This window comes from Phytohabitans sp. LZ39, assembly GCF_059359075.1.
Genome location: NZ_JCADBM010000019.1, coordinates 77,090 through 101,449, shown reverse-complemented (window position 1 = coordinate 101,449; position 24,360 = coordinate 77,090). Strand labels below are relative to the sequence as shown.

The 24,360-nt window shown below is 71.1% G+C and carries 21 protein-coding genes; 9 read left to right on the top strand and 12 right to left on the bottom strand.

Annotated features, from left to right (window positions below; translation table 11 throughout):
- Window positions 1-11 precede the first annotated feature (11 nt).
- The 3 genes from AC5L36_RS31330 (at window position 12) to AC5L36_RS31320 (ending at window position 2,928) form a co-directional block, all read left to right on the top strand.
- Window positions 12-770: an IclR family transcriptional regulator gene (locus AC5L36_RS31330; RefSeq protein WP_441222372.1), complete on the top strand. Its 759-nt coding sequence runs from the start codon at window positions 12-14 to the stop codon at window positions 768-770.
- Window positions 771-848: 78 nt separating this feature from the next.
- The gene (locus AC5L36_RS31325) at window positions 849-1,994 is read left to right on the top strand and encodes a glycoside hydrolase family 12 protein (protein ID WP_441222371.1); all 1,146 of its coding nucleotides are present in this window, start codon (window positions 849-851) and stop codon (window positions 1,992-1,994) included.
- An 85-nt stretch (window positions 1,995-2,079) separates the two neighbouring features.
- Window positions 2,080-2,928: a glycosyltransferase family 2 protein gene (locus AC5L36_RS31320; protein WP_441222370.1), complete on the top strand. Its 849-nt coding sequence runs from the start codon at window positions 2,080-2,082 to the stop codon at window positions 2,926-2,928.
- On the opposite strand, the gene AC5L36_RS31315 is transcribed toward AC5L36_RS31320, so the two are convergent.
- Window positions 2,910-3,230: an STAS domain-containing protein gene (locus AC5L36_RS31315; RefSeq protein WP_441222369.1), complete on the bottom strand. Its 321-nt coding sequence runs from the start codon at window positions 3,228-3,230 to the stop codon at window positions 2,910-2,912. The genes AC5L36_RS31320 and AC5L36_RS31315 overlap by 19 nt on opposite strands.
- Window positions 3,231-3,423: 193 nt before the next feature.
- On the opposite strand from AC5L36_RS31315, the gene AC5L36_RS31310 reads away from it, so the two are divergent.
- Window positions 3,424-4,488: a DNA polymerase ligase N-terminal domain-containing protein gene (locus AC5L36_RS31310; RefSeq protein ID WP_441222368.1), complete on the top strand. Its 1,065-nt coding sequence runs from the start codon at window positions 3,424-3,426 to the stop codon at window positions 4,486-4,488.
- Here AC5L36_RS31310 and AC5L36_RS31305 read toward each other — a convergent pair.
- From AC5L36_RS31305 to AC5L36_RS31270, 8 genes are all read right to left on the bottom strand, one after another.
- Window positions 4,474-5,331, bottom strand: coding sequence for an NAD(P)-dependent oxidoreductase (locus AC5L36_RS31305; protein ID WP_441222367.1), 858 nt, complete (start codon window positions 5,329-5,331; stop codon window positions 4,474-4,476). The genes AC5L36_RS31310 and AC5L36_RS31305 overlap by 15 nt on opposite strands.
- The gene (locus AC5L36_RS31300) at window positions 5,328-6,005 is read right to left on the bottom strand and encodes an SDR family NAD(P)-dependent oxidoreductase (protein ID WP_441222366.1); all 678 of its coding nucleotides are present in this window, start codon (window positions 6,003-6,005) and stop codon (window positions 5,328-5,330) included. Before AC5L36_RS31300 ends, AC5L36_RS31305 begins: the two co-directional genes overlap by 4 nt.
- Complete coding sequence (locus tag AC5L36_RS31295; RefSeq protein ID WP_441222365.1) at window positions 6,002-6,892, bottom strand: cupin domain-containing protein; 891 nt, start codon at window positions 6,890-6,892, stop codon at window positions 6,002-6,004. Before AC5L36_RS31295 ends, AC5L36_RS31300 begins: the two co-directional genes overlap by 4 nt.
- 76 nt (window positions 6,893-6,968) lie before the next feature.
- Window positions 6,969-8,324: an amidohydrolase family protein gene (locus tag AC5L36_RS31290; RefSeq protein ID WP_441222364.1), complete on the bottom strand. Its 1,356-nt coding sequence runs from the start codon at window positions 8,322-8,324 to the stop codon at window positions 6,969-6,971.
- 11 nt (window positions 8,325-8,335) lie between these two features.
- Window positions 8,336-9,319 carry an alpha-ketoacid dehydrogenase subunit beta gene (locus AC5L36_RS31285; protein ID WP_441222363.1) on the bottom strand — a complete coding sequence of 328 codons (984 nt, stop codon included), beginning with the start codon at window positions 9,317-9,319 and terminating at the stop codon, window positions 8,336-8,338.
- Entirely contained in the window at window positions 9,307-10,284 is a 978-nt protein-coding gene (locus AC5L36_RS31280) for a thiamine pyrophosphate-dependent dehydrogenase E1 component subunit alpha (RefSeq protein ID WP_441222362.1), read from the bottom strand. The genes AC5L36_RS31285 and AC5L36_RS31280 overlap by 13 nt, the downstream gene beginning before the upstream one ends.
- A complete protein-coding gene (locus tag AC5L36_RS31275) occupies window positions 10,281-11,594 on the bottom strand; it encodes a M24 family metallopeptidase (protein WP_441222361.1) in 1,314 nt (437 codons plus the stop codon). Before AC5L36_RS31275 ends, AC5L36_RS31280 begins: the two co-directional genes overlap by 4 nt.
- 86 nt (window positions 11,595-11,680) lie before the next feature.
- Complete coding sequence (locus tag AC5L36_RS31270) at window positions 11,681-12,316, bottom strand: helix-turn-helix domain-containing protein (protein ID WP_441222360.1); 636 nt, start codon at window positions 12,314-12,316, stop codon at window positions 11,681-11,683.
- A gap of 92 nt (window positions 12,317-12,408) precedes the next feature.
- On the opposite strand from AC5L36_RS31270, the gene AC5L36_RS31265 reads away from it, so the two are divergent.
- The 4 genes from AC5L36_RS31265 (at window position 12,409) to fxsT (ending at window position 20,401) form a co-directional block, all read left to right on the top strand.
- Window positions 12,409-14,127: an NAD-binding protein gene (locus AC5L36_RS31265; protein WP_441222359.1), complete on the top strand. Its 1,719-nt coding sequence runs from the start codon at window positions 12,409-12,411 to the stop codon at window positions 14,125-14,127.
- Window positions 14,127-14,600: a hypothetical protein gene (locus AC5L36_RS31260; RefSeq protein WP_441222358.1), complete on the top strand. Its 474-nt coding sequence runs from the start codon at window positions 14,127-14,129 to the stop codon at window positions 14,598-14,600. The genes AC5L36_RS31265 and AC5L36_RS31260 overlap by 1 nt, the downstream gene beginning before the upstream one ends.
- A 466-nt stretch (window positions 14,601-15,066) precedes the next feature.
- Window positions 15,067-16,296: a TIR-like protein FxsC gene (locus tag AC5L36_RS31255; protein ID WP_441222357.1), complete on the top strand. Its 1,230-nt coding sequence runs from the start codon at window positions 15,067-15,069 to the stop codon at window positions 16,294-16,296.
- Between the two features lie 109 nt (window positions 16,297-16,405).
- Complete coding sequence (gene fxsT, locus AC5L36_RS31250) at window positions 16,406-20,401, top strand: FxSxx-COOH system tetratricopeptide repeat protein (protein ID WP_441222356.1); 3,996 nt, start codon at window positions 16,406-16,408, stop codon at window positions 20,399-20,401.
- Window positions 20,402-20,522: 121 nt separating this feature from the next.
- On the opposite strand, the gene AC5L36_RS31245 is transcribed toward fxsT, so the two are convergent.
- Window positions 20,523-21,416, bottom strand: coding sequence for an AraC family transcriptional regulator (locus AC5L36_RS31245; RefSeq protein ID WP_441222355.1), 894 nt, complete (start codon window positions 21,414-21,416; stop codon window positions 20,523-20,525).
- Window positions 21,417-21,487: 71 nt separating this feature from the next.
- Between AC5L36_RS31245 and AC5L36_RS31240 the strand changes: the two genes are divergently transcribed.
- Window positions 21,488-22,285 carry a phytanoyl-CoA dioxygenase family protein gene (locus tag AC5L36_RS31240; RefSeq protein WP_441222354.1) on the top strand — a complete coding sequence of 266 codons (798 nt, stop codon included), beginning with the start codon at window positions 21,488-21,490 and terminating at the stop codon, window positions 22,283-22,285.
- Here AC5L36_RS31240 and AC5L36_RS31235 read toward each other — a convergent pair.
- Window positions 22,270-23,244 (bottom strand): acetylxylan esterase, encoded by a 975-nt coding sequence (locus tag AC5L36_RS31235; RefSeq protein WP_441222353.1) that lies wholly within the window; start codon window positions 23,242-23,244, stop codon window positions 22,270-22,272. The genes AC5L36_RS31240 and AC5L36_RS31235 overlap by 16 nt on opposite strands.
- Window positions 23,244-24,269, bottom strand: a complete 1,026-nt coding sequence (locus tag AC5L36_RS31230; RefSeq protein WP_441222352.1) for a LacI family DNA-binding transcriptional regulator — start codon at window positions 24,267-24,269, stop codon at window positions 23,244-23,246. Before AC5L36_RS31230 ends, AC5L36_RS31235 begins: the two co-directional genes overlap by 1 nt.
- Between the last annotated feature and the right edge of the window lie 91 nt (window positions 24,270-24,360).

The window sequence follows — 24,360 nt, the reverse complement described above, 5'->3', positions numbered from 1 at the left end:
TAATGGAACGCATGACGTCGGTCCAACCCCCCGTGAAGTCCGCCGACCGCACCCTCGAGGTGCTCGAGGCGCTGGCCGCGTCCCCCGGGCGCCGCTCGCTGGTCGAGCTCTCCCGCGCGCTCGACATCCCGAAGAGCAGCCTGCACGGCATCCTCCGCACGATGGCCCGGCGCGGCTGGGTGGAGACCGACCCGACCGGCACCCGCTTCGGCCTCGGCGTGCGCGCGCTGGAGGTGGGTGCCGCCTACCTCGACGCGGACGACGCGGTCGGGGTGGTGTCCGGCGTGCTCGACGACCTGTCCCGGCGGTTCGGCGAGGCCGTGCACCTCGGCCGGCTCGACGGCCCGGACGTCGTCTACCTGGCCAAACGCGAATCGGTGCACCGGCTGCGGCTGTACAGCGCGATCGGGCGCAAGCTGCCCGCGCACGCCACCGCGCTGGGCAAGGCGCTGCTCGCCCGGAGCCCCGACCCCGACGGCCAGCTGCGCTGGCCGCTCCCCCGGCTCACCGCCCGTACGATCACCGACCGGGAGGCGCTCCACGCGGAGTTGGAGCTGACCCGGGAACGGGGATACGCCGTCGACCGCGAGGAGAACACCGACGGCATCGTGTGCTTCGCGATCGCGGTGCCCCTCGCCGACCCGCCGACCGACGCGATCAGCCTGTCCGTACCGGCCGCCCGCATCGGACCGGAGAGCGAGCAACGGATCACCGACGCGCTCGCCCGGGCCACGGATCAGTTACGGGCGGCGCGCAGCATGTTTTCATAAGCGTGAATATGTCCTAACCTCATGGGAGCGCTCCCGTCCGACCCACCCGGACCCGTCCCACCACGAGAAGGAGCACCCATGAAACGCCCGATACGCGCGTTCGCCGCGATCGGCCTGTTCCTCGCGGGCACCGCCGCGGTCATCACCACCGCCGCTTCGCCGGCGCAGGCTGACGTCCGCATCTGTGAGCAGTTCGGCTCGACCACGATCCAGGGCCGCTACGTCGTGCAGAACAACCGCTGGGGTTCCAACGCCGAGCAGTGCATCAACGTAACCAACACCGGCTTTTCGATCGTGAGCCAGCAGGGCAGCGCGGCGACCAACGGGGCGCCGCTGTCGTACCCGTCGGTCTTCTTCGGCTGCCACTACACCAACTGCTCGCCGGGCACCAACCTGCCGCTCCAGGTCAGCCAGATCAGCAGCATCCCGACCAACATCAGCTACACGTACGCCAGCGGCACGTACAACGCCTCGTTCGACATCTGGCTGGACCCGACGCCCAAGCGCGACGGGGTCAACCAGATGGAGATCATGATCTGGTTCAACCGCCAGGGCCCGATCCAGCCGATCGGCTCCTCGGTCGGCTCCGGCAACGTCGGCGGACGCACCTGGGACGTCTGGCGCGGCAGCAACGGCTCCAACAACGTCATCTCGTACGTGGCGCCGTCGCCGATCAACAGCTGGAGCTTCAACGTCCTGGACTTCATCAACGACATCCGCAACCGCGGCGCGATCACCAACTCCTGGTACCTGACCAGCATCCAGGGTGGTTTCGAGCCGTGGAACGGCGGCGTCGGCCTGGGCGTCAACTCGTTCTCCACGACCGTCAACCAGGGCAACCCACCGAACACCACACCGCCGCCGAACACCACACCGCCGCCGAACACGACGCCCCCGCCGGGCGGCGGTGGCGCCTGCCGGGTCGCGTACACGGCGAACTCGTGGAACAACGGCTTCACCGGCAACGTGACCGTGACCAACACGAGCTCCAGCACGGTCAACGGGTGGACGCTCGGCTTCTCGTTCCCGAGCGGCCAGCAGATCACCAACAGCTGGAACGCGACCGTCACCCAGAGCGGCTCCTCGGTCAGCGCCCGCAACGTCGGCCACAACAGCTCGATCGCCCCGGGTGCGAACACCACGTTCGGCTTCCAGGGCACGCACGGCGGCACCAACGGCGCCCCCACGGGCTGGACGCTGAACGGCACCGCCTGCTCCACCTGACCTCGTTCTCTCCGCACTGATCGGGGGCGCCCAACCGGGCGCCCCCGATCGCATGTCCGGCGGGAAGCGGGGTATCCAGCGCGCCGTGCGTAAAGTGACGGTCGTCGTAGCCAGCCACAACCGGCGTGAGCAGCTGCTCGACACGCTCCCTCGGCATCGGGCGCCGGTGATCCTCGTGGACAACGCGTCGACCGATGGCACCGCGGCGGCCGTCGCGGCGCGGCACCCGCGGGTGCGGGTGTTGCGCCTGCCAGTCAACGCCGGCGCGGCGGCGCGCAACGCCGGTGCCGCTCTGGCCCATACGCCGTACGTGGCCTTCGCCGACGACGACTCCTACTGGGAGGGCGACGCCCTCGACCAGGCCGCGCACGCGCTCGACAAGCATCCGAGCACCGCGCTGCTCGCGGCCCGCGTGCTGGTCGGGCCCACGGCGCGGCTCGACCCGGTCTCGGCCGCGATGGCCGCCGCGCCGCTCGGCACCACGCCGACCCAGCCGGGCCCGTCGGTGCTGGGCTTTCTCGCCTGCGCCGCGGTGGTCCGGCGAGACGTCTTCCTCGCGGTCGGCGGATTCCAGCCCAAGCTCCACGTGTACGGCGAGGAAGCGCTCCTCGCGATGGACCTGGCCGTGCGGGGCTGGGGGCTGGCCTACCTGCCCACGCTCGTGGTGCGCCACCTGCCCCTGCCCACCGGCCGTGATCCGGCGGCACGGCGGCGCATGATGATCCGCAACGACCTGCTCACGACGTGGCTGCGACGGCCGGCGACCAGGGCGGTGCGGGAGGCCGCGCGGGCGCTGTCCACCTCGGACGGGCGCGGCGGCCTCCACGACGCGCTCGCCGAGCTGCCCTGGGTGCTGCGGCACCGCCGCCGGGTGCCGCCCCACCTGGAGGCGGCACTGCGCCGGCTGGAGACCGGTCAGGCTGCCGTCGGGTAGGCCCTCCCCATCACCTGGCGCAGCTGGGCCGCGCCGGTCACGGTAAAGCGCTGGCCGGCGGCCAGCCGCAGCTCCAGGCCCCGGCCCTGCTGGGCGGCGCGTGAAGCGGCCGCCGCGAGAGCCGTGACGATGCCGTCGTTGACGGTCGGCACGCGGACAAGGTCGATGACTATCGGAGTGGCCCGCTCGTCGACGATGTCGGCGAGCGCGTCGTGGAGGCTGGCGGCGACGGTGGCATCGAGTGGACCCTCGGCGTAGACCAGGGCGGCCTCGCCGAGGCGGATGACGGTGAAGTAGGCCAACGCCTCACCCCCGGGGCTGAGTTAGCTGGGCTCGCTCCGCTCGCCTAGGCCCCGGGATGCCGGCTCCGTCCCTTATCGTCGCTTCGCGCCGACCGGGACGTCGCCAGCCCCTGGGGCCAGGTGGCTAGGTGCTTTCCACGGTACCCAGATGGGGCCCATGCGATGCCGCCACGACGCGGCCACAATTGCGACTATGGGCGACCGGCTGGACGAGTACCGCCGCAAGCGGGATGCCAAGCGCACGCCGGAGCCGGTGCCGGAGGGGCGGCCGGCGGCGGGCGACGACGACGCATTCGTGATCCAGCAGCACCACGCCAGCAGCCTCCACTGGGACCTGCGGCTGGAGCGCGGCGGCGTGCTCGTCTCCTGGGCGGTGCCGCGCGGCGTGCCCCGCGACCCGGCGCGCAACAACCTCGCAGTACAGACTGAGGATCATCCGATGGAGTACCTCGACTTCCACGGGGAGATCCCGGCGGGCGAGTACGGCGGCGGCCGGATGACCATCTTCGACCGCGGCACGTACGAGACCGAGAAGTGGCGCGACCGCGAGGTGATCGTCACGCTGCACGGCGAGCGGGTCTCCGGCCGGTACGTACTGTTTCGCACCGACGGCAAGAACTGGATGATCCACCGGATGGATCCGCCGCCGGCCGGGTTCAGCCCGATGCCCGACCTCGTCGCGCCGATGCTGCCGGTACGCGCCGCGAAGCTGCCCGCCGACGACGACGCGTGGGCGTACGAGCTGGCCTGGGACGGCGTGCGCGCGGTGACCTACGTGTCCGGCGGCCGGCCGCGGGTGCTCGGCGGCGACGAGAAGGACGTCACCGCCTCGTACCCGGAGTTGCGCGAGATGGCCGAGGCGCTGGCGCCCACCGAGTGCGTGCTCGACGGCGTGATCGTGGCGTTCGACGCGGCCGGCCGGGTGAGCGAGGCGGCGCTGCGCCCGCGCGCCCGGGTCACCGACGGCGCGGCCGCCCGCCGCCTGGCCTCCCGGGTGCCGGTGCAGTACCTCGTCGTCGACCTGCTCTGGGTCGAAGGCCGCTCCACCGTGGACCTGCCGTACACCGAGCGGCGCGAGCTGCTGGCCGCGCTGGAGCTGGCCGGGCCGCACTGGCTCGTGCCACCGCACTTCACCGGCGGCGGCGAGTTCGCCCGGCAGGCCAGCCGCGAGCAGGGCGTCGGCGGCGTGCTGGCCAAGCGCCTCGACTCGCCCTACCTGCCGGGCAAGCGCACCCGCCAGTGGCTAGAGCTGCCGTAGGTACTCGGCGACGGCGCTCATGTCGCGGCCGCCGAGCTCGGCGGCCACCGCCGCGGTAGCCACGCCGAGGTTGGTGTCCGCCTGGGGCATCCTGGCGGCGACCCGCTCGGCGAGCTGGCGGACCAGGTCGAGATCCTTGGCGACGAGGTCGAGGCTGAACGCCACCGGTGTCTCGTCCGGCCGCTCGAACGACGCGCGCTTGTACGACACGAACGCCGAGCCGATCGCGCTGTTGGCGAGCACCTCGTACGTGGTCTCGCGGGGCACCCCGGCCCGGTCGGCCAGCACGAGCGCCTCGGCGAGCGCCTGGTTGAGCGCGAGCACGACGGTGTTGACGGCCAGCTTGACGACCTCGCCCGAGCCCAGCTCGCCGACGTGGAAGACCTGGCGGCCGAGCAGGTCGAGCACCGGCCGCGCCTTGTCGACGCCGGAAGGGGGCCCGCCGACCATGAACGTCAGCTGTCCCTTCTCGACCAGCGCGATGCTGCCCGACACCGGGCCGTCCAGCAGCGTGGCACCGCGACCGGACACGAGCGGCTCCAGCCGGCGTACCGTCTCCGGGTCGACCGTGCTGCTCTCCACGACGACCGTGCCGGCGCGGAGCCCGGCCGCGACGCCGTCCGGCCCGTCGTAGGCGGCGAGCACCGCGGCGTCGTCGGCGAGCGACACGATCACGACGTCGGCCGAGGCCGCCGCCTCGCGGGCGGTGGGTGCCACGGCGCAGCCGGTCGCCGAAGCCTTCTCGGGAGTGCGGTTCCACACCACGACGTCGGCGCCCGACTCGCGCAGCCGGACCGCCATCCCGCCGCCCATCCGGCCGGTACCTATGATCGCGACTCTCACTTGAGCAGCCAGCCTCCGTCGACGGGCAGGTTGACACCGTTGATCGCCCCATTGCGGAGCAGGAAGACAACGGCGTCGCGGACCTCGTTCATGACCGCCAGCCGACCGAGCGGCGTACGTGCCACGACCGCGTCGAGCGGCTTGCCCTCCCAGTACGGGCTGTCGCCCACGATGCCCGGGTGGATGCCGTTGACCCGGATCGGGGCCAGCTCGCAGGCGAGCGTGTGCACGAGCCCGACCACGCCACCGTTCACCGTGGACACCGTGGTGGAGCCCGGGTAGGGCCGCTGCATCGCCTGGCCGCCGAAGATCACCATCGAGCTGCCCGCGTGCATCTTCGGCAGCAGCGCGTGCACGACCTCGGTGTAGCCGACGAGCTTGAGCGTGACGAGCCGCAGCGCCCGCTCGATCACGTACTCGGCGGCGGTGTTGTGATCGCGCTCGATCGCGGCCAGCACGAGATGGTCGACGCGCTCCACCCCGGCGAGCGCGTCGGCGATCGTCTCCGGCTGGGCGAGATCGAGCGCCGCGCCGCGGGCACCGACCTCCTTGGCCACCCGCTCGGCCCGGCCGGCGTCCCGGCTGGTCAACAGGACGTCGTCGCCGAGGTCGGCGAAGAACCGCGCGACCTCCAGGCCGATGCCCGCGGAACCGCCGACAACCACAACACTCATCGAGCCTCCCTGTCGACAACCTCGCGAAGGTACGTCCAGTCACGGGCGAAGCGGTAGGAATGGCGGGGCGGCGGCTGCGGCGCCTGAGTCTCCAGCCAGCGCACCGGCCCGTCGCCCGCGTTGGCGAAGCCGTGCACGCAGCCGACCCCGGCCCAGGCCACGTCGCCGACCTCGAGGCGGTACGTCTCGCCGTCGAAGGTCGCGTCGGTGGCGCCCTCCAGGATCAGGTAGGTCTCCTCGAACGGGTGGTCGTGCGCGCCCGCCACGCCGTCCGGCTCGTACTGGACCATGAACATCGTGGACAGGTCGGCGCCGAGGTCGCTGTCCACCATCATCTTCACGGTGATGCCGCTGTACACCAGCAGGGCGGTACGCATGCTGGCCGAGACGGCGAGCAGGTCCTGGCTCTGCTTGCCCGGGTCCATGTGCCGCGGCGAGATGTGGCCGAACGCCTGGGTGCGCGGGTCGCGCGGGTCGACCGGGAGCACCGGCCCCGCGGCGGCGAGGGGCACCGCCAGCGCGTCGCCGCCGAACCGCTCGCGCGGCTGCGGCGCCTGCATCCGCGCCCACCGGGCCGGCTCGTCGCCCGGATTGCGCCAGGCGTACGGCACGCCGGTGTTGACCAGGCCGTAGTCGCCGGGCTCCAGCCGGTACGAGCCGCCCGGCGTGTCCATCACGGCCGACCCGCTCAGCAGGTAGACCGACTCCTCGAACCAGTTGACCCGGCTGGGCACCGAGGCACCGGCGGCGAGCTCGCAGACCGCGAACCCGGTGTGCACCGCGCCGGGCACGCTCTCGTCCACGATGGACCACTGCGAGAAGCCGTCGGAGACGGCGGCGAACGCCGCCTCCGACGCCCGCCGTACGACATGGCGTGAATCGCTCACGGCCGTCCTCGCTTCGCCGCGGGCGGCCGCGAGGCTCCAAGCCGGCTGTGCCTAACGGTTCGCTCGCTGCGCTCGCTCACGCCGGCACGGCCTTCCGGGAGGCCACCGCGCCCAACAGGCGATCGCGGGAGTTTTCCACCAGCTGGCGGGCCCGCGCGACGTCCGCGACGAGCTTGCCGTCGCGCTTGCGGAACTCGCCGGCCACCAGTACGGCCTCCACATTGGACACGTCGGCGCACAGGGTGACGGCGGCGACCGCGTCGTGTACCGGCGCGATGTTGATGGCGCCCGCGTCGATCAGCACGATGTCGGCCTGCTTGCCGACCGTCAGCGAGCCGGTGCGGTCTTCCAGACCGGCCACGTGCGCGCCGTTGAGCGTGGCGATCTCCAGCATCTGGCGGGCGGTGAGGTGCCCCTCGGCCGCTTCGTTCTTCTGCCAGTACACCTCGTTGCGCCGCGCCCGGTCGGTGCCGAACGCGCTGCGGATCTGGGTGAACATGTCGCCCGGCACCGTGGTCACCACGTCGATCGAGAGGCTCGGGCGCAGCCCGTACTCGATGGACTTGGCCACCGGCGGCCAGCCGTGGCCCATCTGCACCTCGACCTGCGGCGCGATGGAGACGGTGCCGCCGCTGCGCGCGACGAGCTCCCACTCCTCCTCGCTGAAGTAGCAGCAGTGGATGTACGTGGTGTCGGCGCCGAGCAGGCCCAGCCCGTCGAGCTGCTTGATCATGCCGAAGCGGCCGGCCAGCCGGCCCATCGCCACGTGCACGGTGATCGGGATGCCGAGGTCGCGGGCCATCTCCCACTCGGCGCGCACCACGTCGTCGGTGCAGAAGCCGGGACCGCGGGTGGCCAGGGCCATCGTCAGCAGCCCGCCGGAGGAGGAGAAGTACGTGTCCCGGATGCGGCGCACGTCGTCCTTCGGGATCACGATCTTGCTCTCGAACCAGTAGTCGGCGAGTGACGTGTTGGCGCTGCCGTAGGCGTACTGCGCCCGGATGCCCGCCTCCTGTAGGCCGCGGATGCCGGCGTCCGGGTGGTCTGGCGTGTTGTTGATGTGCGACCAGTCGACGAGCGTGGTGATGCCCGCGTTGAGGCACTCCAGCGCGCCGGCGAGGTTGCTCGCGTACACGTCCTCCGCCGTGTACACCGGCGCGAACGTGTCGAGGACGTCGACGAAGTAGTCGTCGAGCGTGGCGTTGGGCGCGACGCCGCGGATCGCCGCCTCCCACGTGTGGCGGTGGGTGTCGACGAAGCCGGGGATCACGATCCGCCCGCTCGCGTCGACCACCTCGGCGTCCGCCGCTATCTGCGGCTCGATCGCGGCGATCTTGTCATCTTCGATCAGCACGTCGCCCTTCGGGAGGTCGCCGAGCTGAGGGTCCATCGTGAGGATATGGCCGCCGCGGAGCAGGATGCGGTTGGGCATGAGGGTCTCCCTTAATATGCGGAAAGCCTTCGGATCGCGTCGGTGACCTTGTCGACGGTCGGGATCACCTCGGCCTCGAGCGAGTCGGCGAACGGCAGTGGCACGTTGGCCCCGGCGACCCGCTTGATCGGTGCGTCGAGCAGTTCGAAACCTTCGTCGGCGACGACCGAGACGACGGTCGCGCCCCAGCCGCCCTGGTAGGGGTTTTCCTCCACGACGACGAGCCGGGAGGTGCGCTCGAGCGAACGCAGGACGGTGCGCATGTCGAGCGGGATGAGGCAGCGCAGGTCGATCACCTCGACCGAGATGCCCTCGCCGGCCAGCTGCTCGGCCGCCTTCAGCGACATCGGCACGGTGGAGGCCAGCGCCACGATGGTGACGTCGGTGCCCTCCCGGGCGACCGCCGCCTGGCCGAGCTCGACCAGGTGATCTTCCGGTGGGCGTGGCCCGGAGCCCGCGAGCAGCGCCTTGTGTTCGAAGAAGACGACCGGGTCGTCGCTGCGGATCGCCGCCGCCATCAGGCCGACGACGTCGGCCGGCGTGGACGGCGCCACGATCTTCAGTCCGGGTACGGTGAACGCCCAGTTTTCCACGGCCTGCGAGTGCTGGGCGCCGAAGCCGAGCCCGCCGCCGTTGGCCGTGCGCACCACCAGCGGCACGGTCACCTGGCCGCCGGTCATGTAGCGCGCCTTGGGGATCTCGTTGGCCAGGTAGTCCCAGCAGCAGGCGAGGAAGTCGCTGAACATGATCTCGGCGACCGGACGCATGCCGGTCATCGCCGCGCCCATGGCCGCTCCGACGATCGCCTGCTCGGAGATCGGCGTGTCCCACACCCGCGACGGCCCGAACTCCTTGAAGAGCCCGACGGTCGTCTTGAACACGCCCTCCGCCGCGCCGATGTCTTCCCCCAGGCAGACGACGCTCGGGTCGCGGCGCATCTCGCGGGCGATCCCCTCGGCCACCGCGTCCCGGTAGGTGAACTTCACGTCCGCCATGCCGCTCCCCCGTCCGCCCACACGTCGGTGAACGCCAGCGCCGGCTCCGGCTCCGGCGCCTTCTTGGCCGCCGCGATGGCTTCGTCCACAGTGGCCGCCGCCCGCCGGTCGCGGTCCGCGATCACCTCGGGTGACACGCCCAGCGCCTCGAGCCGCGCGCGGGCCACGTCGAGTGGGTCGTGCTTCATCCACCGCTCCACCTCGTCGGCCGGGCGGTACTTGGCCGGGTCGGCCCGGCTGTGCCCGAAGTGGCGGTAGGTCTGCGCCTCGATCAGCGTCGGCCCGTCGCCCTTGCGCGCCCGCTCCGCCGCCCGCGCCACCGTCTCGTGCACGACCACCACGTCGTTGCCGTCGATGATCTCGGCCGGCATGTTGTAGCCACCCGCGCGGTCGGCGGCCGGGTTGGGCACCGCGGTCACCGCCTCGATCGGCGTGTACTCCATGTAGAGGTTGTTTTCGCAGATGAACAGCGCGGGCAGCGACCACACCGCGGCCAGGTTGAGCGCCTCGTGAAACGCGCCGATGTTGGTCGCGCCGTCGCCGAAGAACGCCACCGCCACCTGGCCGCTGCCGCGCAGCTTCGCCGACCAGGCCGCCCCGGCCGCCATCGGCAGATGGGCGCCGACGATCGCGTACGACCCGAGCATGCCGTTGGCCGCCTTGGTCAGGTGCATCGAGCCGCCCTTGGCCTGGCACAGGCCGGTGGCCCGGCTCATCAGCTCGGCCAGGCACTCCTCGGGCGTCGCACCCCGCGCGAGCGCGTGGTGGTGGCCCCGGTAGGTGGCGAAGACGTAGTCGTCCGGCCGCAGCGCGGCGCTCGCGCCGACCGCCACCGCCTCGTGCCCGGCCGCCAGGTGGGTGGTGCCCTTGACCAGCCCGGACATGAACAGGTCGTGCGCCGCCTTCTCGGTGCGCCGGATCAGGACCATCTCCGCGTACGCGTCGAGCAGCTCCTCGGGCGTCATTGGCGGCTCCCGTTCGGGGTGTTGAGATGCGACTGTGCCTCGCGCTCGCCGGGCAGCGGGCCGTCGACGGTCCAGTAGCGGCGCCCGGCGATCAGCAGCTTTTCGGCGGGAAACTTCGTGATCACCTCGCACCCGTCGGCGGTGACCACGACCTCCTCCTCGATCCGGGCCGCGGAGTAGCCGTCACCCGCCGGCCAGTACGTCTCCAGCGCGAAGACCATGCCCTCTTCGAGCACTTCGGGATGGTCGAGCGAGACGAGCCGGCTGAAGACCGGCTTCTCCCAGATGGAGAGGCCGACGCCGTGGCCGTACTGGAGGGCGAACGCGGCCATCTCGTCCGGGAAGCCGAACTCTTCCGCGCGCGGCCACAGCGACACGATGTCGGCGGTCGTCGTGCCCGGCTTGACCAGCGCGATCGCCTGGTCCATGTACTCCCGGCAACGGGTGTAGGCGTCGCGCATCCCGCGCGACGCGCTGCCCACGGCGAAGCAGCGGTAGTAGCACGTGCGGTAGCCCATGTGGCTGTGCAGGATGTCGAAGAACGCCGGGTCGCCGGGACGGATCAGCCGGTCGCTGTACACGTGCGGGTGGGGCGCGCACCGCTCGCCGGAGATCGCGTTTACTCCCTCGACGTACTCGCTGCCGAGGTCGTAGAGCACCTTGCTGACCAGGCCCACGCACTCGTTCTCCCGCACGCCGGGGCGGAGGAACTCGTACAGCTCCTCGTACGCCGCGTCGACCATCGCGCAGGCCTGCGCGAGCAGGCTGATCTCGTCGCGCGTCTTGATCCGCCGGGACTCCAGGAAGACCTGCTGACCGTCCACGACCGTCAGCCCCTCGGCCTGGAGCGCCGCCAGGATCGGCATTTCGACGATGTCGACGCCGACCGGCGCGTCGGCCACGCCGTGCTCGCGCAGCACGTCGGCGACCTTCTTGGCCACGTCGGCGGCGATGCCCGCGTCCGGGTGGAACGCCCCGCGCAGCGTGGAGATCCCGGCCCGGGCCCGCTCGGTGCCGTCGAGCCACGGGTTGTAGAGCTGGTGGTGGCGGGCGGCTGACCCGAAGTCCCAGATCACCGGCTCGCCGCCGCGCGGCAGCACGGCGAACCGGATCAGCTTGTCCATCGCCCAGGTGCCGATGTGTGTTGACGTCAGATAGCGGATGTTGGAGAAGTCGAACGTGAGCAGCGCGCCGAACTCCGACGCGTCCAGCTGGGCCTTGAGCCGGTCAAGGCGCTCACGGCGCAGCCGATCCAGGTCGATGCGCTCTTCCCAGTCGACGGCGTTGGTCCCGAACGTGCGGATAGCCACCGCGTCCTCCTCACTGAGGCGACCCCCTCAGTGAAGGACGTGTTAATGGCCCGTGTCAAGCGTCACTTAACGGTTCACAGCACTTCTCAAGGCTCCTCGTGCACGTACCAGACGCCGACCGCGGGAGTGACCCCGTCGTTGCGGTAGCGGTGTGGCGTGCTCGACGGAAACGAGACCGCGTCGCCGGGGCGCAGCAGGTGCTCCTCGAACCCGAGCGTGAGGGTCAGCTCGCCCTCCAGCACGAAGCCGTACTCCAGGCCGGAGTGGCGCATGAGCTGGTCGCCGCTGGACGAGCTGCCGCCCGGCGCGTACGTCACCAGCAGGAAGTCGATGCGGGTGCCGGGCAGGTGACCGAGCCGCTCCCAGGTCACGCCCGAGTCGAGTTGCAGCACCTCACGCGCCTCGGGACGGACGATGGGGCCGATGCGGTGCCCGGCCGGCTGGGTGACGCCGTGCACCGCCTGGAGCACGACACCGGCCGGTGAGCCGAGGTCGGCCGCCCCGTCCGGCTCGGCGCCGTCGAAGACGTCTTCGACGGAGATCTCCAGGGCCCGGGTTATGGCATAGAGGGTGCTGACCGACGGGCGACTCTTGCCGGTCTCGATCTGGGAGATCAGACTTGCCGACACGCCCACCGCCCGCGCCAAGGCACGCAGGCTCATGCCGTGGCGCATCCGCGCCTCACGGATGCGCTCGCCGACAGGCGGCAGAGCAGTGGTCACGCCCCGCATCGTACAGCCATGCTGAACAAAATCATGAGAGCCATTGATCGCTTTCAGTAATAGAATGACTACGCACCGATGGGGAGGTGGGCGTGGCCGGTGACAAGCGGTACACCCCTGTCGTCGGCATGCGTGCCCTCTTCGCCACCGCCGCGGCCCTGTCCCTCCTGTTTGGATACATAGGGCTTCATCAGTATATGGGGCCCTCGGCCCGGTTCCCGGACGTCCTCTACGGCGCGCTCCAGCTCTTCGTGCTCGAGTCGCCGACGACGGGTGACAACGGGCCCTACCCGATCTCGCTGGAGATCGCCCGCTTCGCGGCACCCGGCGTCACGTTCTACGCGCTCGTCGAGGCCCTCCGGCTCGTCTTCGCCGCGGAGGCGCAGCGGCTGCGCGCCCGGCGGGCCCGCGGTCACGTGGTGGTCTGCGGGGACGGCCCGATGGCGATGAGCCTGTCCCGGCAGTTGCGCGCGACCGGACACCGGGTGGTGCACATCGCCGAGAGCCGGATCGGAGTGCCCGACGGCCGGCGCGGACCACTGTGGGTGCTCGGCGACGCCCGCAACCCGGACGTGCTGCGGGCGGCCGGCGTCGCACACGCCAGCGCCCTCTACGCGTGCGCGGAAGACAGCGCCACCAACACGGCGGTCGCGCTCGCGGCCGGCCGCCGGGAGCGCGGCGAGCGGCCACTCGCCGTGTACGCCCAGGTGCAGGATCCCGAGCTGTGCCTGGCACTGCAAGCGCGGCACCTCGGCACGACCGACCCGCCCAAGATCCGGCTCGACTTCTTCAACATCGACGACCTGGCCGCGCGACACCTGCTCACCAAGGACCCGATCATCCCGCCGCTCGACCGGCCGCCCCGGTTCCTCGTCGTCGGCGCCACGGCGTTCGGCCGCGCCATCATCGTGGAGATCGCCCGGCAGTGGCGGGTGCTCGCGCCGGCCGCGATGTGGCGGGTCGAGGTGGCCGTGGTCGACGCCGCGGCCACCCAGCTGATCGACGAGCTGACCTTCCGCTACCCGTTCCTCAGCAAGGCCTGCGACCTCACGCCGTACGACGAGGATCTGCTCACCGTGCTCGCGTCGGAGGCGGCGCCGGCGGCGCCGGACCGGGTGTTCATCTGCTACGAGGACGAGCAGCGGGCGCTGAAGACCGCGCTGATCGCCGACCGGCTGTGGCGGGGCGGCGCGGGCACCGTGATCGTGCGACAGGACCAGCTGGCCACGTTGCAAGCCGCCTTCGACGGCGCCCGCGACGAGCGGCTCTTCGACGAGGTCTCCGGCACGCTGCGCCTGTTCGGCGTGGTCGACGCGGCCTGCGACCCCGGTCTGATCCGCGACGACCTGGGCGAGCGCCTCGCCCGGGTGATCCACGAGAGCTACCTCGTCGCGCGGCAGCGCCGCGGCGACGGAGCGGACGAGACGCCGTCGATGGTGCCCTGGCACCGCCTGCCCGACCGCCTCAAGGGCGAAAACCGCGCCCAGGCGGCGGACATCGGCCGCAAGCTGCGGGCGATCGACTGCGTGCTGGCGCCGCGCGTGGCCGCCGGTGGCGAGCACTCGCTCACCGGCCACGAGGTGTCTCGACTGGCCAGTATGGAGCACGATCGGTGGCTACGCGCCCGGCTGCACGAGGGCTGGCGGTTCGCCGAGGAGCGCGACGACGACCGTATGCTGCACCCGGCGATCCGGAGCTGGGCCGATCTGCCAGACAGCATCCGGACCGTCAACTCCGACGCCATCCGCGAGCTGCCCGCGATGCTGGCCGACTCCGGCTTTCGCATCGTACGGATGAGGGAAGGTTCGTAATGGCGCGCATCGGGATCACCGGACACGCCCGGCTGGAGGCGGACACCGCCGCTCTGGTCTACGAGGCGCTGTCGACCGAGCTGGGCCGGTACGCGGGCGGCAAGCTGCGCGGCATCACCTGTCTGTGTGACGGCGCCGACCAGATCTTCGCGCGGGCCGTGATCGAGCGGGGTGGCGACCTCGCGGTGGTGCTGCCCGCCGACGACTACCGCGAGCGGCTCGTCGACCGCGACGACTTCGACCGCCTGCTGGGCAAGGCCACGCACGTGTCGCGGATGCCGTTTCGCCACTCCGACCGGCGCGCCTTCAAGGCCGCCAGCGTAGAGGTGCTGCGCCAGTCCGAGCTGCTCCTGGCCGTCTGGGACGGGCTGCCCTCGCGCAAGCTCGGCGACACCGCCGACGTCGTCACCGCGGCACAGGCGGAAGGCGTACCCGTGGTGGTCCTGTGGCCGGCCGGAGCACGCCGGGCCTAAAAGATCCATTCCAAGACATTTTCGAGCTACCGCGATGTCCGTTGTGGTCCGGACCGCTGCTCCCGCGGCCCCACCCTCCGCGCCCACTCCTCGCGCCGGGAACGGGCAATGTCGGGGACATTGCGGGCCTGGACCCGGGCACGCTTGCTCTGCTTCCCCACGGGAAGCCCCCCCGCCGGCGGCGGGCAGGCGAGGTTGCGAGCCGCGTGTGTGGGCGACCAGGGGCAGGGTTGGGTTGTGAACCGCGGAGGGTGAGGCCGCGGGAGCAGCGGTCCGGACCACGACGGACATCGCGGTAGCTCAAATCTCTATCTTGGAATTGACCCTCCACGACGCCTGCGGGTGAAGATGGGTCTGTCGCGCTTGGTTTCGGCATTTATACTCACCGTTAAGTGTCTCTCGGTGCCGGAGCGCTTCGCCCGGCAACGCCGGGGTTGGACCGGCCAAGCCCGGCTCGGAGGTGCGGTTGCTCTACTTCTTTCTCAGCTACGCCCGCGGAGACGAAGACGACCTGGTCCGGCAGTTCTACAACGATCTCAGCGTGGAAGTGCGGGTCCGCGCGGGCCTGCACAAAGACGCCGAGGTGGGCTTCATCGACGCCCGCATGAAGTCGGGGACGATTTGGTCGGCCGAGCTCGCGGACGCCCTTTCCCAATGCCGATCGTTCATCGCACTGTTGTCCCCCCGCTACTTTCTGAGCCGTCCCTGCGGCCAGGAGTGGCAGATCTTCTCCGATCGCGTGGCCCGCTACGTGGAAGAGATGGGCGTGGACCCCTCAGTCCTCAAGCCCCTGCTCTGGGTGCCCCTTCCACCCAGCAAGATGCATCCCGTCGCGGCCCGTATCCAGTTCTCCTCCGACCTGCTCGGCGACAACTGCGTGCGCCAGCTGATGCGGCTCCAGCGCCACCAGGACGCCTACCGGGAGTTCGTGTTCGAGCTCGCCGGCCAGATCGTCGACAGCGCCGAGGCACACCCGATCCCGGAAGGACACAGCTATCCCGACCTGGAAAGCGCGCCGAGCGTCTTCCACGCACCGGCCCCGAGCCGTCCCGAGTCGCTCAACGGATCCGAGGGGGCTGCCGCCCTCGACCCCCTCACCGTCCACTTTGTCGTCGCGGCGCTGACCCGGAGCAAGGCGCACTCCGTCCGCTCCGACCGCGCCGTGTACGGCGACCGCCCGCGCGACTGGGCGCCCTACCTACCCACACGGTCCAGCCCGCTCGCCGAGTACGCGTCGGCGATCGCGGAGAGCCGCAGCCTCGCCTCCCGGGTCGGCGACCTGGAGGAGCTGGCCGAGCGGGCCGAGGTGGCAAGCCAGCACAACCAGATCGTCGTGTTGCTGGTCGACGCCTGGGTGACCGAGCTGGAGGAGGCCACCCAGGCGCTCACGGCGTACAACACCCGCGAGACGCGCGACCGTGAGCCCACCACGGCCGTGCTGATCCCGCGCAGCCTCGACGACCGCGAGACAGTGGCGCACTGGCGTCGACTTTCCGAGGAGTGCCGGCGGATTTTCCGGCGCACCTCGGAGGATGACGAGCTCTACCGCTCCAACATCCCCACCTTCCAGGCGTTCGAGCAGGATCTGCCGGCTGTGCTGGAGGTGGCGGTCAACCGCATGTTCGTGAGTGGCCACATCCAGCGGCAGCCAGGCGGGGAGGTCAGTTCCGACCGCCCCATGCTCGACGCGCCATGAGGGAGCGCAGCGAGCGAATCAAAATTGCAGAGCGCTTGGAGCCTCGGGCCCGCCCGCAGCGCAGCGAGAACGGGTTTGAGCGAAGGGTTTCCAAAGGGGAGGGACGACCGTGACGGAGAGCAACGGCGGCACCATCGTCACGTTCTACTCGTACAAGGGTGGCACCGGCCGCACCATGGCCCTCGCCAACGTCGCGTGGATCCTGGCCAGCCAGGGCAAGCGCGTGCTCGCGGTCGACTGGGATCTGGAGTCGCCCGGGCTGCACAAGTATTACCACCCGTTCCTCCTGGACAAGCAGCTGCGCACCTCGCCCGGCGTGATCGACATGATCCGCGACTACGCGACCGCGATGATGCAGCCGATCCACGACTCGGAGACCACCGAGTGGCTGGAGTCGCACGCCGACGTCCTGCGCTACGCGGTCTCGCTCGACTGGCAGTTTCCCGGCCGGGGTTTCCTCGACTTCCTCCCGGCCGGCCAGCAGGACTCGTCGTACACGCGGGTGGTCAGCACGTTCGACTGGTCGGCGTTCTACGAGCGGATGGCCGGCAACACGTTCCTCGACGCGCTGCGCCGCAACATGCGGGAAAACTACGACTACGTGCTCATCGACAGCCGCACCGGCGTGAGCGACGGCGGCGGCATCTGCACGGTGCGCCTGCCCGACGTGGTCATCGACTGCTTCACGATGAACGCGCAGAGCATCGACGGCGCCCTGTCCGTGGCCAAGTCGATCGCCCGGCAGCGCACCGACCGCCCGGTGCGGCTGCTGCCCGTGCCGATGCGGGTCGAAGACTCCGAGCAGGGCAAGCTGGAGGCCGGGCGCGACTACGCCCGCCAGAGCTTCGCGCCGTTCCTCAGCCGGCAGTCGCCCGAAGACGTCAACGAGTACTGGGGCGACGTCGAGATCCCGTACAAGCCGTTCTACGCGTACGAGGAGATCCTGTCCGCGTTCGGCGACCGGTCCCGCCAGGAAAACTCGCTGCTGGCGGCGTACGAGCGGCTGGCCAAGGTGGTCACCGAAGGCGACGTGGAGCAGATGACGCCGCTCGACGAGCGGGTGCGCCGGCGGTGGCTGGCCGCGTTCGAGCGGCGCCGCACGGCGGGCACCTCCGACGTGTTCATCAGCTACGCGGCCGTCGACCGGATGTGGGCGGAGTGGATCAGCGGCGAGCTCGACGACGCCGGCCTGCGGGTCGCGATGCGCGAGGTCGACTTCCCGGCCGACTCCGACGCCGGCGGCGACGTGGCCGCGCTGCTCACCGACGCGACCCGGGCGATCGTGCTGCTCTCCCAGGATTACGTCCAGTCGCCCAACGCGGCCGAGCTGTGGAAGCTCCTGGCCAGCCGCGACCCGGTGAGCGGCACGCCCTTCCTCGTGCCGGTGCGGCTCGACAACGTGCGCGTCGGGCCGCCGTTCCACGACCGGGTGCCGGTCGACCTCGCAGGGCTCACCGAGCAGCGGGCCACCGAGGTGCTGCTGGAGGCGCTCGACCAGCCGGTCTACCCGCGCCCGGCGGCCCCGGCCCAGGAGGAGGGCGCCACGCCGCGGCGACGCTTCCCCGCGCTGGAGCCACCACTGTGGAGCGTCCCGCAACGCAACGGCACGTTCACCGGCCGGCGCCGCACGCTGGAGGCCCTGCGCAACCGCCTCTCCGCCACAGGCACCGCGGTGGTGCCGCAGGCGCTGCACGGTCTCGGCGGCGTGGGCAAGACACAGATCGCCTTGGAGTACGCACACCGTTTCCGCGCCGACTACGACGTGGTGTGGTGGGTCTCCGCACAGCAGACGAGCGTCGTCCGCTCCTCCCTGGCCGCCCTCGCCGAGCAGCTCGGACTGCCCACCGGCGACAACGTCAGCGAGCGGGTGCGCGCCGGCCTGGAGGCGCTGCGCCAGGGCCGGCCACACCGGCGGTGGCTGCTCGTCTTCGACAACGCCGACGACCCGGCCCAGCTCCGCGACTACCTGCCGCAGGGCCCCGGCCACGTGATCATCACGACCCGCGACCAGGCCTGGGCCCGCGAGGCACACGTCGTCGAGGTCGGCGTCTTCACCCGCGAGGAGAGCGTCGCCTTCCTCCACCGGCGGATCCCGCACCTGGCCGACGCCGACGCCCAGCTCGTCGCGGAGCGGCTCGGCGACCTCCCGCTCGCCATCGAGCAGGCCGGCGCCTGGCTGGCCGCCACCGCGATGCCGGTCTCGCACTACCTGGAGCTGCTGGAGACCCAGCCGCTGCGGATGCTCGAAGAGGAGCTGCCACCTGACTACCAGGCCAGCTCCGCCCAGCCCTGGCTGGTGTCGCTCGACAGCCTCCGCGGGCGCAGCCCCGCCGCCGCCAAGCTCCTGGAGATCTGCGCGTTCTTCGCGCCCGAGCCGATCCCGGTCTCGCTGGTCTACAGTGACCGGTTCATCGAGGCGCTGCTGCCGTTCGACCCGGCGCTGCGCGAGCGCATGCTGATGGGCCGCGCCATGCGCGAGATCAGCCGGTACGCCCTGGCCCGCATCGACTCCGGCCGCCCCGGCCCCACATCCTCGGTACGCCGCCGGATCGCCGACCGCGGCGACGACGGGGGCGGCCAGAGCATCCAGCTCCACCGGCTGATGCAGACCATCATCCGGGCCACGCTCACCCCGGAGCAGCGGGCGGAAAACCTGCACCAGGTACACGAGATCCTGGCCGCCGCCAACCCGGGCGACGCCGACAACGCCGAGTACTGGCCGCTCTACGCCGACCTGTGGCCGCACCTGCTCCCCTCCGGCGTGCTCGACTCCGACTCGCCACATGTCCGGCAGCTCGTCCTCGACGTGGGCCGCTACCTGTGGAAGATCTCCGACTACCCCACCGCGCAGGCGTTCGCGGAGCAGGCGATCGCGCAGTGGGAGCGCGAGCACGGCCCGGACGACCAGTCCACGCTGATGATGCGATACAACCTGGCCTGCGCGCTGCGCCTCCAGGCCGACTACACCGCGGCGTACGCCATCGACGACGACGTCTACAACCGGCTGACCCGCACGGCCGGCGAAGACCACCCGTACACGCTGATGGCCGGCGGCGGCCTGGCGGCCGACCTGCGCGCGCTCGGCCAGGTAAAGCGGGCCCGCGACCTCGACGAGCAGATCGAGTCCCGGTGGCGGGAGGCCTTCGGCGAGGAGCACCCGCGCACACTCACCGCCGGCCACAACCTGGCCATCTCGCTGCGCCTCGTCGGCGACCTGCGGGCCGCGCTGATCCTCCAGGAGCGCACGCTCCAGCGCCGGCGGGCCGTACACGGCGAGATGCACCCGTGGACGCTCTACTCGGCCGGCAACTACGGGCGCGACCTCCGCGACACCGGCGACCTGCGCGAGTCGCGGCGGGTGCTGGAGACCGCGCTCAACGGCCACCGCCGGGTGCTCGGCGAAGACCACCCCGAGTCACTGCGCGCGGCGAAAAACTTCGCGGTGACGCTCCGCAAGCTCGGCGAGTTCGAGCAGGCGTACGCGTTGAGCACCGACACGCTGGCCCGCTCGCTGCGCGTGCACGGGCCGCAGCATCCCGACTCGCTGGCCTGCGCGATGAACCTCGCCTGCGACGAGTCGGCCCTCGGCCAGGACCTGAGCGCCCGCCGCCGGGCCACACCGGTGTACGAGTGGTACCGCTCGTCGATGGGCGAAGACCACGCGTTCACGCTGGCGTACGGCAACAACCTGGCCATCTTCATGCGCAAGGCCGGCGACGTCGCGGCCGCCCGCGAGCTCACCCGCAATGTGGTCGAACGCTTCACGGCGACCGTCGGACCCGACCACCCGTACACGCTGGCCGCCGCGGTCAACCTCGGCGACGAACTCTTCCAGTCCGGCGACTTCAGCGGCGCGCGGGCCAGCGACGAGCAGGCCTACCCACGCATCCGCGAGGTGCTCGGCGCCGAACACCCGGACACCCTGGCCGCCGGCAGCAACCTGGCGATCAGCCGCCGCGCCGACGGCGACCGCACAGGCGCCAACGCGCTGATGGAGTCGCTGCACGGCAGCTACCGCCGCGTGCTGGGCGACGACCACCCCAACACCATCGCGGCGGCCAACTGGTCCCGCCTGAGCTGCGACCTCGAACCCCCACCCACCTAGAGACCTTTCGGAGTCGGGGTAACTTCGACCGCTGAATCCCTTATTCAGACAGAGATTTGAGCTACCGCGACGTCCGTCGTGGTCCGGACCGCGGGCATCCGGCGGAGCCGCACTGCTGCGCTCAGCCGCGGCGTGTGGCGACGGCTCGGCTGCGTCGGCGGTATTCGCTGGGCGTCAGTCCGACGAGGGTCCGGAAGCGGCGGGCGAAGTACGTCGGGTCGTCCCAGCCGACGGCGACGCCGATCTGGGCGGCGGACAGGGTGGAGTTTGCCAGTAACGTCGCGGCGCGCTCGGCCCGCACCCGGGCGAGGAAACCCATGGGCGTCAATCCGATGTGCTGTGTGAAGAGGCGGCCGAGGTATGCGGGGTCCAGGTTGACGGCCCTGGCGAGATCGTCCAGTCGCCATTGCCGAGCGGGTGTCGCCTCCAGCCGGGCGGCGGTCGCCGCGACGGCGGGGTGGACGGTCGACTCAGCGCTCGTGGCTTCGGGCCTACGGCCGTCGGCGAGGATGCCCAGGACCGTGACCAGCCGGCCCAAGAGGCGGCCGGGCCTCGCTCCCGCGCCCGCGAGGTCCCGTTCGAGCTGGCCGATCTGCGCGATGGCTTCCTCGGCGGCGGTCTGATCGACGGTGACTGTCGCGACGCCCTGAGCGCCGGACGCCGTCGGCTCGATCCACAGCATCCGTCGCAAGATCCGGATGTCGTGGATCCCAGCCAGGTCGGTGCGGAGGGCGTGGGCGGAGAGGCAGCAGTTGGCGACGGTCAGGTCGACGCAGTCCCGAAATCCGTGCCAGGCGCCGGGGCGCAGCACGACGACCTCGCCCGGCCGCAACTCGTGCTCGCCCTTGCTTGTCACGTGCCGGCCGCGACCGCTCCCGATCACGGCGATCTCGACGAAGTCGTGCGCGTGCGACTCGACGTCCGCGCCCAGGTGGTGGACGCCGCCCCAGATCGGCCCCCGGGCGAACAGCTCGTGCTCGTGCAGGGTCCGCAGCTCATGCGCGGTGTGGGGCATGTCGGGATCGTACGACTACTGGCAGGGATCGGCCTAGCCCGCGACGGCACACCCCGACGAGACTTGGAGGCATGACAAACCAATCCAGTGAAAGCGATGTCGGCGCCGACGGCCGGGTGCCGGACGCACTCGTGGCGGCGTATAGGGAATCCGGTTTCGTTCGAGTGCGTGGGGTGCTCGATCCGGATCAGGTCGAGCGCTTTCGGGCCAGCGCCGAGGCGTTCCTGACGGCGCACCGCGCGGAGAGTCTGGAAAAGCAAGGGGCCTTCAGCCAGCTCGTCAACGTATGGCAGCGCGACGACGACCTGCGCGCGCTCACCTTCGACTCGCGGCTCGGCCGGATCGCCGAGCAGCTCGCCGGGTTTCCGTTGCGGCTCTGGCACGATCAGATGCTGGTCAAGGAGCCGCACAACAACGTCGCCACCGAGTTTCACCAGGACCGTCCGTACTGGCCACACGCCGGCGACCGGCTCCCGCTGTCGGCGTGGATAGCACTCGTCGACGTGCCGCCCGAGCGCGGCTGCATGACCTTCCTGCCCGGCACCCAGCATCGCACCGGCCTGCGCCCGCAGGACCTCCATCACGAGGAGGATCTCTTCGCCTTGGACCCCTCGCTACGCTGGGTCCCCCGCGTGACCGTGCCGTTGCGGGCCGGCGACTGCACTTTCCACAGCGGCTACACCGGTCACATGGCCCTGCCCAACCGCACCGACCTGGCCCGGCTCGCGCACGTCGTCATCTACATGGACGCGGCGGCGACCTACAGCGGCACCGCCCATGTCGTCACCGACCCGCTCGGCCTCACACCGGGTCAGCGGCTGGACGGCGACTCGTTCCCCCGCCCGTGGGCCGATCACGACTCCAGGTGATAGCGGAGCCAGCGCAGTTGGCGCCGTACGTGTACCGCCTCGCCACCCTCGTGGTGGTTGAACGGGTACGCGTAGAGCGCGCGGTCGTCCGCGCCGTACTGGTTGTAGGCGGCGTACACAGTGCTCGGTGGGCATACCGTGTCGCGCAGGCCCACACCGAAGTGAGCCGGCGCGTTGGCGCGGCGGGCGAAGGCGACACCGTCCACGTAGGACAGCGTGCGGCGGGCGGCCTCCTCGGCTTCGCGGTGCACGGCGAGGAACGTGACGATCTCTCCGTACGGTGCGGCGTCGGTCACGTCGATCGCGCGCTGGATGTGGCACATGAACGGCGCGGTGGTGAGCAACGCGGCCAGGTCGGGCACGAGCCCGGCCACCGCCAGCGCGAGGCCGCCGCCCTGGCTGTTACCGGCGACGGCCACCCGCGCCGGGTCTACGCCAGGCAGCGCGCGGATCGCCTCGACCGCGCGTACCGCGTCGGTGATGAGCCGGCGGTAGTAGTAGTCGTGCGGGTCGAGGATGCCGCGGGTGACCGGGCCCGGACCGCCGAGCGCGCCGTTGTGCGGATCCGGCGTGTCGCCGCCGGTGCCGTACTGCCCGCCCTGCCCGCGGGAGTCCATGAGCAGGTGTGCGTATCCGGCGGCCGGCCAGGTCAGCCGCTCGTGTGGCAGCCCGCGGCCGCGGCCGTAGCCCAGGTATTCGACGACGGCGGGGATCGGATCGTCCACACCGGCCGGTCGGGTGTACCACGCGCGGATCGGGTCACCGGCGTATCCGGCGAACGTGACGTCCCACGTGTCCACAAGCGACAGCTCGTTCTGATACGGCGTCACGTCGAGCAGGATCGGCTTGGCGGCCGCTGATTCCACTGTGGAGTGCCAGAAGGCGTCGAAGTCGAGCGGCTCGGCCACGTCCGGGGTGTACCGCTCCAGTTGCTCCAGGGGGAGGTCGAAGAGCGCCATCAGCCCACCGGCCCCGTGCTTTCCCGCACGATCAGCTCCGTCACGAGGTCGATCCGGGTGGTGGCCAGCTCCTCGCCGCGGGCCAGGTCGAGCAGCATCCGGGTCGCCGCGCCGGCCATGTCGCGCAGCGGCTGGTTGACGGTGGTGAGCGCCGGCCCGAGCCAGCTGGCCACCGGCAGGTTGTCGTAGCCGACCACGGAGAGGTCGCGGGGCACGTCGAGGCCGAGCTGCCGGGCCGCACGCATCACGCCCATGGCCTGGATGTCCGAACCGGCGAAGATGGCCGTCGGGCGATCCGGCCGCCGGAGCAGCTCCAGGCCGATGTCGTTGCCGCTGTACGCGGCGAAGTTGCCGAACCGCACGAGGGCGGGATCGACCGGTACGCCGGCCTCGTCGTGCGCGGAGCGGAAGCCGGCGACCCGAGCCTTGCTGCACAGCACGTCTTCCGGGCCGGAGATGACGGCGATCCGGCGGTGGCCCAGGTCCAGTAGGTGGCGGGCGGCGAGGAGGCCGCCGTTCCAGTTGTTGGAACCGACGGTCGGCACCGACGCGGACGTCGCGCTGTCGGTGTCGACGACGACGAACGGGATCCGCTGGCGCTGTAGCTGCCGCTGCTGTGCCTGGCCGAGGTGGCAGAGCACCAGGAGCACGCCGAGCGGGCGCCGGGCGTACACGGTGTCGAGCCACTGCTGCGACGGGCTGTGCGCGCCGTCGAGCTGGGAGAGCACGATGTCGACCTTGGCGGCGGCAGTCACCGTCTCGACGCCCTTGATGATCTCGATGGCCCACGCCGTGTCGAACCGGTGGAAGACGAGGTCGATCTGGGAGGTGCTGGACTGCCGGTTGGTGCGGCGGCGGTAGCTGTGGCGCTCCAGGCTCTCCTCGACGCGCGCGCGGGTCTCGGGCGCGACGTCCGAACGGCCGTTGAGGACCTTGGACACGGTCGTGACGGAGACGCCGACCTCGCCGGCGATGGTCGCGATCGTGGTGGAGCCGGGCCTGGCGACCGGACGTGGAACGGTCATCGAAAACTCACGCAGCCTACTCGGAAGTTTCGGCAGACTCCGCCGTGGGCGACCCGGCCCTGGCCAGCCTCGCCAAAGCCGGGGACAGTCA